We start from the raw sequence: 8,753 nt of genomic DNA, 5'->3' as shown, positions 1-8,753 counted from the left end.
CCGCGCGGTAGCGGCGGGCGCCGGCGCTGGTGAATACGGCAAGGGCCATCGGCAGCACGATCAGTAGTACGAAGGCTTCCACAAACGGTGCGATGGAAATGCTCACGCTGCTGTTTTCACCGAGTATCAACGCAAGGTAGACCGGCAGCATTAGCAGCTGTACCAACAGCAGAACGGGGGTGGCAGCCAGGGTCAGCCGCGAGTCACCCTTGCCGATGTGGATGAACACCACCACGTAGTCGATGCACGGCGTAAGCAGCACCAGCAGGGCGCCGACGAGGATTGCCGGGTGCTCGACCAGCCCGCGGGTGATAGCCCAGACCAACAGCGGCACAAGGATGAAGTTGACCAGCAGCAGGGCAGCCATGAAGCGCCGATTGCCCAGGTTTTGGCGCAGGTCGAGGAAGGGGATTTGCAGGAACATCGCATACATCAGTACGGCGATGGCAGGGGTGACCAGGGCCTCGAGATGGCGTGCAGTGTCGCTGGCCAGCAGGCCGAAGGCGATGGCGACGAGCACGACCGCGAAGTAGAGGGGGATCTGCCGGGTTTCGAGTTGCTCTCTGGTCAAGGTGCGGCCTGTGCTCGGTAGTGTGAAAGGGGCACAGGGTAATACGTGCTGCCAGCAGGATGTCGCGAATTTTGTAGGAGCGGCCTTGTGTCGCGAAAGGGGCGCGCAGCGGCCCCCTGATTGCAGCTTCGCCGCCGGGATCGCCGGGACCGCTTTGCGGTCCTTTCGCGACACAAGGCCGCTCCTACAAAGGCCGTCGTTGCACCTGAGCCCAATGAAAAAGCCCGGCACTAGGCCGGGCTTTTTCACATCAGGCGAGCGCCGATCAGTTGCCGTAAACCGGCAGCTTCTTGCAGATGGCCTTGACCTTCTCGCGCACGGCGTCGATCACCGCGTCGTTGTTCAGGTCAGCCAGGATGTCGCAGATCCAGCCGGCCAGTTCCTTGCACTCGGTTTCCTTGAAACCACGGGTGGTCACGGCTGGGGTGCCGAAACGCAGGCCCGAGGTCACGAACGGCGAACGTGGGTCGTTAGGTACCGAGTTCTTGTTGACGGTGATGAAGGCTTTGCCCAGCGCGGCGTCAGCGTCCTTGCCGGAGATTTCCTGCTTGATCAGCGACAGCAGGAACAGGTGGTTTTCAGTACCACCGGAAACCACGTCGAAACCACGCTCGATGAACACGCTGGCCATGGCCTGGGCGTTTTTCACCACTTGCTGCTGGTAAGCCTTGAACTCAGGCTGCAGGGCTTCCTTGAAGCAGATGGCCTTGGCCGCGATGACGTGCTCCAGCGGGCCGCCCTGGGCGCCCGGGAATACCGCCGAGTTCAGCTTCTTCTCGATGTCGGCGTTGGCACGGGCCAGGATCAGGCCGCCACGTGGACCGCGCAGGGTCTTGTGGGTGGTGGTGGTGACCACGTCGGCGAACGGCACCGGGTTCGGGTATACGCCAGCTGCAACCAGGCCGGCAACGTGAGCCATGTCGACGAACAGGTAGGCACCAACCTTGTCGGCGATGGCGCGGAAGCGGGCGAAGTCCAGCACCTGCGAGTAGGCCGAGAAGCCGGCAACGATCATCTTCGGCTTGTGTTCGACAGCCAGGCGCTCGACTTCGTCGTAGTCGATCAGGCCGTTGCCGTCGATGCCGTACTGCACGGCGTTGTACAGCTTGCCCGAGGAGCTTACGGAAGCACCGTGGGTCAGGTGGCCACCGTGGGCCAGGCTCATGCCCAGGATGGTGTCACCAGCCGACAGCAGGGCCAGGTAGACGGCAGCGTTGGCCTGGGAGCCTGCGTGCGGCTGGACGTTGGCGTAGTCGGCGCCGAACAGCTCCTTGGCACGGTCGATGGCCAGTTGCTCGACGATGTCGACGTACTCGCAACCACCGTAGTAGCGCTTGCCCGGGTAGCCTTCGGCGTACTTGTTGGTCAGGACCGAGCCCTGAGCTTCCATGACTGCCGGGCTGGTGTAGTTTTCCGAAGCGATCAGCTCGATATGCTCTTCCTGGCGCAGAGCTTCTTGCTGCATGGCTTCGAAGAGCTCGGCGTCGTACTTGGCAATGGTCAAATCACGGCTGAACATGGCGGTCCTCAAGGATCGGGGGTGAGTTAGGCGGGCATTCTAACCGATTGATTCGCGGCTGGCATATGAAGTGGCATCAAGTCGCGGACCAATGGGGCTCATGTTGCATCCCGCGCCGCGTCTGGGCTGGATGGGCATTCGAGTTGACTTTTAAGTCCGGTTTTTTGGGGGCGCTTTGCGCCCCATCGCCGGCAAGCCAGCTCCCACAGGTACCGCATCAACTTCAATGCCAGCGCGAATCCTGTGGGAGCTGGCTTGCCGGCGATGAGGCCAGTGCAGGCTGCATCAATGGAACATGAACAACGTCTCGTTGGCGAACTGCGCCTCGAACTGATGGGCCGGCATCGGCCGCCCGAACAGGTAGCCCTGCACCTCGTCGCAACCATGCTCACGCAAGAACTCCAGCTGCTCGTGGGTTTCCACGCCCTCGGCGATTACCGCCAGGTTGAGGCTGTGGGCCATGGCGATGATGGCCCGGGCAATCTGGGCATCCTGTTCGCCTTCGGGCAGGCCGTCGACAAAGGTGCGGTCGATCTTCAGCACGTCGATGGGGAACTGCTTGAGGTAGTTGAGCGACGAGTAGCCGGTGCCGAAGTCGTCCACCGCAATGCTCAGGCCGAGGTTTTTCAGGCTGGCCAGAATCTGCAGCGCCTCGTTCACCTCGCGCATCAGGATGCTTTCGGTCAGCTCCAGTTCCAGGCAGGCCGGCGGCAGGCCGCTTTCCTCGAGGATGTTGGCGATACGCGTGCCCAGCTGGCCATCGGAGAACTGCCGCGCCGAGATGTTCACCGACACCTTTGGCACCCGCACCTTGGCTTTGTGCCAGGCCTTGAGCTGGCGACTGGCCTCGCGCAGCACCCAGTCGCCTACGTCCACCACCAGGCCCAGTTCTTCGATCACCGGGATGAAGTCGCCCGGCGGCACCAGGCCGCGGGTCGGGTGGCGCCAGCGCAACAGCGCTTCGGCGCCGGTCAGGCGCTTGCCGTCGCCGCTGAACTGCGGCTGGTAGTAGAGGATGAACTCGTTCTGCTCCATGGCATGGCGCAGGTCGCTTTCCAGCTCCAGGCGTTCCAGGGCACTGGCGTTCATTTCCGCCTGGTAGAACTGGAAGTTGTTCTTGCCGCGTTCCTTGGCGTGGTACATGGCGGTGTCGGCGTTTTTCATCAGCTGGCTCAGCTCGCTGCCATCCTGCGGGCTCAGGGCGATGCCGATACTGGCGGTGACGAAGAACTCGCGGTTCTCCAGCACGAACGGCCGCACCAGGCTGCCGAGAATGCTCTCGGCCACGTGGATGGCGCGGTTCAGTGCCAGTTCGCGGGTGGGGCGCGGTTGCAGTAGCAGGGTGAACTCGTCGCCGCCCATGCGGGCCACGGTGTCGTCGTCGTCCACGCAGGCCAGCAGGCGCAGGGCCATGTCCTTGAGCATGCGGTCGCCTGCAGCATGGCCCAGGGAGTCGTTGATCGGCTTGAAACGGTCCAGGTCGAGGAACATCAGCACCACCCAGGCCCTCTGCCGCTCGGCTTGCTGCAGGGCGTTGTACAGGCGGTCCTGGAACAAGGTGCGGTTGGGCAGGTGGGTGAGGGCGTCGTAGTAGGCCAGGCGGTGGATGCGCTGTTCGCTGGCCTTGCGCTCGCTGATGTCGGTGAAGAAGCACACGTAGCTGGCCAGGTCGCCTTCGTCGTCCAGTACCGCAGTAATGCCCACCCAGGCCGGGTAGTGGTCGCCATCGCGGCGCTTGAGCCATACCTCGCCTTCCCAGCTGCCGCGCTGGTGCAGTTGCTTGACCACATAGCGCAGGTGACCTTCCTGCTGCTGATCGACGGTGAGCATGCCCGGCAGCTGGTCGAGCACCTCGCTGACCGCATAACCACTGACGCGGCTGAACGCCTCGTTGGCCTGGACGATATAACCGGCCGGGTCAGTGATGAGGATGGCCGAGGTGGAGTGTTCGAACACCGTTGCGGCCATGCGCAGGTCTTTTTCCGCGCGGCGTTGCTGGCTGATGTCGCGGCCCACCCCGAGCACGCCTTCAAAGCGCTGGTCATCGTCCCATACCAGCACCAGGCGCAGCTCGATGGGGATCTTGCGGCCGTCGGCACGCAGGCAGTCGAACAGGAACAGCTGGGTCGGCAGCTGGCTGCGCAGCTGGGCCAGCTGGGCCGGGTCGCCCATGGCCGTGCTGACGCGCTCCATCAGGCTGTAGACGCCGGTGAGCTGCGCCGGGTTGGCGATGATCGACTGCCAGCCGTTGGCAAAGATCCAGTCGGCCTGATAGCCGAGCACGTTTTGCACCGAAGGGCTGACATAGTTGAGCTTGAGCAGGCTGTCGGTGGAGAAGATCACGTCGCTGATGCTTTCGGCGAGCATGCGGTAGCGCTGCTCGCTGTCGCGCAGCGACTGGCTGGCCTCGATCTGCACCGTGACGTCCTTGCCCACGCCGATGATGCGCGTTACCAGGCCATCGGCGTCGCGGGTCAGGACCTGCTCGCGGATGTCGTAGCAGCGCCAGCCGCCATCGCGGTGGCGGAAGCGCAATTGGCAGTGCAGCGGCTGGTCATGGCCGCTGTCGCGTTGTTGCTGGCGCAGGGCCTGGTAGTGCGCGGCGTCCTCGGGGTGCAGCAGCAGCTCCCAGAAGCGCTCACCCATCTGCGCAAGCTCGGTCCGGTCGTAGCCCAGGGTCTGGCCGAGGTGGCGGTTGCTGAAGATCATCCGCTGGCTGGCGACGTCCTGCACGTACAGCTGGTCGGGCACGGTGCGCACCACGTCCGACCAGAAGCTTTCACGCTCCAGCAGCGACAGCTCGACCTGTTTGCGGCTGGTGATGTCGCTGATGCTGAGAATCACCGCCTGGTAATCGCGGCGCTGTTCCGGCAGGCGCGCCATCAACCACAGGTGCAGCTCGCCGCCCAGCGGCGCAGGCAGGCGTACTTCCAGCTCCAGCAGCGGGCGTTGTTCGATCAGGGCGTCGATCAGTTGCATGCCAACGCTGTCGCGGCCATCGCCACTGCCATCGATCAGCCGTTGCCAGGCCCCTTCGTGGCACTGGATATTCAGCAACTGCCGCGCCACCTGGTTGACCTCGGTGATCTTCAGCTCCAGCAGCAGCGAGCGGCGCAGGTTCGGGTCCAGGGCCAGGCTGTGCTTGAGTGCGGCGCGGTTGCGCAGGTGGTAACGGTCGAGCTGGCCGGGCAGGCTGGACAGGTCGAGTACGCACAAGGCAACCCCGGTACCTTCGAAAATTTCCTGGTAGCGCCGGCGGTCCTCCTGCAAGGCCCGCTGGCGGCGGCGCATGTTGATCAGGGCCAGCACCGGCAGCAGGGCGCAAAACAGCACCAGGACACATTTGCCGATCAATGCCGGCAGCAGCTTCTGCCGGGTCAGCGTGGCGTCGAACAGGCCACGCAGCTGCCAGGTGCTGTTGTCGATAAAGGCCAGCATCACGCTTTGCAGCGGTTCGTTGCTGGTGTCGGCCGGCGCATGGCGCTGCAGCACTTCGCCGCTGCGGCTGTTCTCCAGCAGCCACAGCGGGTGGCCACTGCCATCCAGGTGCACGGTGAGGGCGCGGTAATAGTCGGGGGACAGGCGCAGCAGCCAGTAGCCGCGGCCCTGTTCGGCGGACTGGCGCAGCAGCAGGTAAAGGGTGCTGTTATCCGCCGAATTGGTGAAGAAGTACGCACGGCCCTGTTTCAGTTCGAGCAACTCGTCAAGCATCTGGCGGTCGGGGCTGCCGGCCAGGCTGTCGGCGCGCACCTGCCCGGCGCTGTCCAGCCAGGCCACGCTCTGCAGGGCGGGCAGGCGCTCGCGCAGGGTGCGGATCAGGCTGGGCAGGGCAGCAGGCGTCGGCGCATCGACGTAGGGCTGCATCACGTTCACGGCCTGTTGCGCCTTGAACGCCATGTTCAGGCTCAGGTGATCGGCCAGTTCGGCGCTGGCGTCCAGGCTCTGTTTGCGCAGGTCGGCCTGGGTGTGGTTGAACTGGGCGAACAGCTGCCACAGCAGCAACCCCAGCAGGATCAAGGCCAGCAGCGCCAGGGCACCCTTGATCGACCCGCGCAGCGAAGCAGCGGGCGCCTGTGGCGCGGAACGCAGTGACGACGGATGAGTAAGGTTGGTCAAGCGTTGAACCTGCGATTGGGCTGGCGATGGCAGGGATGGATCATGCACGGGGTGTGCCGGTGTCTGGCTGCCGGACCGTGGTGGCGCACTATAAGGCCGGACACCCGAAACGGGCTAGCATGCCTAGGATTATGGCAAAGTGCCAGCCGTGTTGACCGATGGTGACTGCCCGGTGGTTCGGCAAGCCCCTGCAAGCTGTGCGAGAATAGCCGCCGCTTCAATGACCACGCACCGGAGATGTTCGCTTTTGGTTACTCACTTTTCCTCCAATGGCCTCGATTCCGCCTGCGGGCGCAGCAGTCAGACCCTTGTCAGTACTGCCGTGACCGAGGACGTATCCTGCAAGTCCTGCCAGCGCACGCTGAGCAAGCCCGAGTCGGCGGCTGCCGGCAAGAACAAGACCCCTTCGCTGGCTGAACTGCGCAAGACCGCCCAGGCGGCAGAGCCCGCTGTTGCAATGGCTGCTGGCAAGCCGGCTGCCAAGGTTGTCGGCACGGCGCCTGCGGCCGCCAGGCCGGCCCAGGTGGCCGAGCAGCAACCTGCGCGCAGCGCCGGCTTCAGCGTGAAATCCGCCTGGGCATCGCGCCTGGCCGAGCAGGGCGACCGTTGCCGGTTGCCACGGGGCAAGGCCAGGCAGCGTCACGTCTGAGCCATCCCGGTTGCTGTGCCGGCCCTTTCGCGGCTTTAGCCGCGAAAGGGCCGGCACAGGCAGCAAATTCCTTTCAGGGATCACACTGATCCCGGCCCACCATCGCCACCTCCTATGCAACGCCGTGCGTTGGCGTAGAATGGTCGTCTTTGTCCAATGACATCCCATGTACATATCCCCCTGGCCCCTGCGCCGGGGCGGTCGTCGATGTCTTTACCTATCTGATTAGAGGGCTTGGTTTTGGCTCAATACGTCTACACCATGCATCGGCTGAGCAAAGTCGTGCCGCCGAAGCGGGAAATTCTCAAGAACATTTCCCTGTCGTTCTTCCCGGGCGCCAAGATTGGCGTGCTCGGCCTGAACGGCGCCGGTAAATCGACCCTGCTGCGGATCATGGCGGGCGTCGACAAGGAATTCGACGGCGAAGCCCGTCCGATGCCCGACATCAACGTTGGCTACCTGCCACAGGAACCGCAGCTGGACCCGAACAAGACTGTGCGCGAAGTGGTCGAGGAAGCGGTCAGCGTGATCAAGGATGCCCAGGCGCGCCTGGACGAGGTCTACGCCGCCTACGCCGACCCGGACGCCGACTTCGACAAGCTGGCCGCCGAGCAGGCCAAGCTGGAGTCCATCCTGCAAGCCGCCGACGGCCACAACCTGGAGCGCCAGCTGGACGTCGCTGCCGACGCCCTGCGCCTGCCGGCCTGGGATGCGCGAATCGAGCACCTGTCCGGTGGCGAGAAGCGTCGTGTGGCCCTGTGCCGCCTGCTGCTGTCGGCCCCCGACATGCTGCTGCTCGACGAACCGACCAACCACCTGGACGCCGACTCGGTGGCCTGGCTGGAGCGCTTCCTGCACGACTTCCCGGGCACCGTGGTAGCCATTACCCACGACCGTTACTTCCTCGACAACGTCGCCGGCTGGATCCTCGAACTGGACCGCGGTGCCGGTATCCCGTACGAAGGCAACTACTCGGGCTGGCTGGAAGCCAAGTCGGACCGTCTGGCGCAGGAATCCAAGCAGCAGAGCGCCCACGAAAAGGCCATGAAGGAAGAACTGGAATGGGTGCGCAAAGGCGCCAAGGCCCGCCAGTCCAAATCCAAGGCCCGTCTGCAACGCTTCGAAGAAATGCAGTCGCAGGAATTCCAGAAGCGCAGCGAAACCAACGAGATCTACATCCCGGCCGGCCCACGCCTGGGCGACAAGGTCATCGAGTTCAAGAACGTCTCCAAGGGCTATGGCGATCGCGTGCTGATCGACAACCTGTCGTTCGCCATGCCTAAAGGCGCGATCGTCGGCGTTATCGGCGGTAACGGTGCCGGTAAGTCGACCCTGTTCCGCATGCTGATGGGCAAGGAGCAACCCGACTCGGGCAGCATCGAGATCGGCGAAACCGTGCAGCTGGCCTGCGTCGACCAGAGCCGCGAAGACCTGGACGGTGGCAAGACCGTGTTCCAGCAGGTTTCCGACGGTTCCGACATGATCAAGATCGGCAGCTACGAGATCCCGTCGCGTACGTACGTTGGCCGCTTCAACTTCAAGGGTGGCGACCAGCAGAAGTTCGTCAAGGACCTGTCCGGTGGTGAGCGTGGCCGCCTGCACCTGGCGCTGACCCTGAAGGAGGGCGGTAACGTCCTGCTGCTCGACGAACCGTCCAACGACCTCGACGTCGAAACCCTGCGTTCGCTGGAAGAAGCCCTGCTGGACTTCCCTGGTGCCGCGATCGTGATCTCTCACGACCGGTGGTTCCTGGACCGTGTGGCTACCCACATCCTGGCCTACGAAGACGACTCGAACGTGGTGTTCTTCGAGGGCAACTACACCGAGTACGAAGCAGACCGCAAGAAGCGCCTGGGCGATGCTGCTGCCCAGCCGCACCGTGTACGGCACAAGAAACT

5 protein-coding genes are annotated in these 8,753 nt (G+C 64.0%); 2 read left to right on the top strand and 3 right to left on the bottom strand.

The genetic code is table 11. From position 1 onward, the window contains the following. The 3 genes from HP546_RS21505 to HP546_RS21495 all read right to left on the bottom strand — a co-directional run. A partial coding sequence (locus HP546_RS21505) for an arsenic resistance protein (RefSeq protein ID WP_172229233.1) occupies positions 1-571 on the bottom strand: 571 nt, incomplete at its 3' end. A 265-nt stretch (positions 572-836) separates the two neighbouring features. Next, positions 837-2,090, bottom strand: coding sequence for a serine hydroxymethyltransferase (gene glyA, locus HP546_RS21500; protein WP_172229231.1), 1,254 nt, complete (start codon positions 2,088-2,090; stop codon positions 837-839). Positions 2,091-2,375: 285 nt separating this feature from the next. After that, entirely contained in the window at positions 2,376-6,206 is a 3,831-nt protein-coding gene (locus HP546_RS21495) for a bifunctional diguanylate cyclase/phosphodiesterase (RefSeq protein WP_172229229.1), read from the bottom strand. Positions 6,207-6,453: 247 nt separating this feature from the next. On the opposite strand from HP546_RS21495, the gene HP546_RS21490 reads away from it, so the two are divergent. After that, complete coding sequence (locus tag HP546_RS21490; protein ID WP_172229227.1) at positions 6,454-6,855, top strand: hypothetical protein; 402 nt, start codon at positions 6,454-6,456, stop codon at positions 6,853-6,855. A gap of 240 nt (positions 6,856-7,095) precedes the next feature. After that, a partial coding sequence (ettA, locus tag HP546_RS21485; RefSeq protein ID WP_172229225.1) for an energy-dependent translational throttle protein EttA occupies positions 7,096-8,753 on the top strand: 1,658 nt, incomplete at its 3' end.

The sequence above is a fragment of the Pseudomonas sp. CM25 genome (assembly GCF_013179705.1).
Lineage (GTDB): Bacteria > Pseudomonadota > Gammaproteobacteria > Pseudomonadales > Pseudomonadaceae > Aquipseudomonas.
This window is presented reverse-complemented; position numbering and strand designations above follow the sequence as displayed.

Coding starts and splice junctions, on each gene's coding strand:
- glyA (WP_172229231.1), bottom strand. CDS start 2,090: ATGTTCAGCCGTGATTTGACCATTGCCAAGTACGACGCCGAGCTCTTC.